Genomic DNA, 1209 nt, shown 5'->3' with positions numbered 1-1209 from the left:
TACTCGTGTGCGGAACCGTACAGGTGAGCGGCACAACGACACGCTGAGGCAGCGAAGTTGAAGCCAGTGCGGGACTCGCGGTAGAACTGCGACACAGGACCTTCTGGCGATCGAGTTGCGTTGACACCTCTCGAGCTACCAGGAGGTCCTCCTTCTATGCCTTCGCCCCACAATGATCACCCGATCCAGCGGTCCGCATGGCTAGTGATCAGGCTCTCATCGGCGATCACCCGCGGGTCGGGGCCGAGGAGGGCTGTGATGCTGCGAGGGATCGCCAGCGCGCGCAGTGGGTCGAAGCTGCGGGGCAGCCACTCCCATTCCTGGCAGTCCCTGAAAAACGTCCGCAGCGCGGTGATCTGCCCGGCCTTGGTCGCCGCTTCGAGCGGCTTGCCGAGGCGGTCTCCCAGGCCAGCCGTTCGCTGAACGTAGTCACCGACCCTCATCCGGTCCACGGCCGCGATCCAGGTCGCGCAGGTCTGCCTCGTCCAGTATGTCGGGTCAGCAGCGTCGGGCTGTTCCGCGGCTATCCCCCGGCCCACCCTGAGGAGGGCGGAGCGCATGGCGCCGCGGACGCCCGGGGTGAGAGTAGAGGTGGCGTACCAGCGATCGACCCATTGTTCCCACGTCTTCGCGCCGCCGGTCGCCCGTGCCGACTGGCGGCCGGTGATGGGCTGCGGAGGATCACAGAATCCGAGTTCGGCAACCGCCCGCTGTGTGGCGTGCAGGGTGTAGCGCTGTGAGCCGGCCAGCATCTTCTCGCGCCGGACCCGGTCGAACAGCGAGGTGTCGAGACGCTCCAGATGCGGGCTCCGATTGAGGAGAAGCAGCTGGCAGACGACCATCGGCAGCAGCGTGTCGTCGTCCCGCCCCAGTTGATAGCCCCAGGACGCGAGGACTGCGCGGATGCGGGCGATCTCGCTGGTCACCAGGCCGCGTCCGAAGACCCGCCAGGACAGGGTGAGTCTCTGGAAGCTGCCGAGTCGGTGGAATTCGTTGAAGGAGCCCAGCAGGTATGCGTGCGCGGCGAGATAGGGGCGGACCTCGTCGTTGACCCAGCCCGGGGGCTGTTCACTAGGGATCCACGGCAGCTTCGTGAGCCGCGGTACCAGTCCGTGCCCCTCTCTGTCAGCCTTGGGTGAGACATCCCGCTTTGTCGGGTTAGCCTGAGAGGGCCCGAGTAGGAGTTCCACCCCTGATGACCAGCACCAA

The 1209-nt window shown here is 66.3% G+C and carries 1 pseudogene; it reads right to left on the bottom strand.

The features are described from left to right. Positions 1–176: 176 nt before the first annotated feature. Positions 177–1209: pseudogene (locus tag ACWC9T_RS41950) on the bottom strand (hypothetical protein); the annotation flags it as partial.

The organism is Kitasatospora sp. NPDC001159, assembly GCF_053598235.1.
Note: the sequence above shows the minus strand (reverse complement) of the source record. Positions and strands in the feature narration are given on the sequence as shown.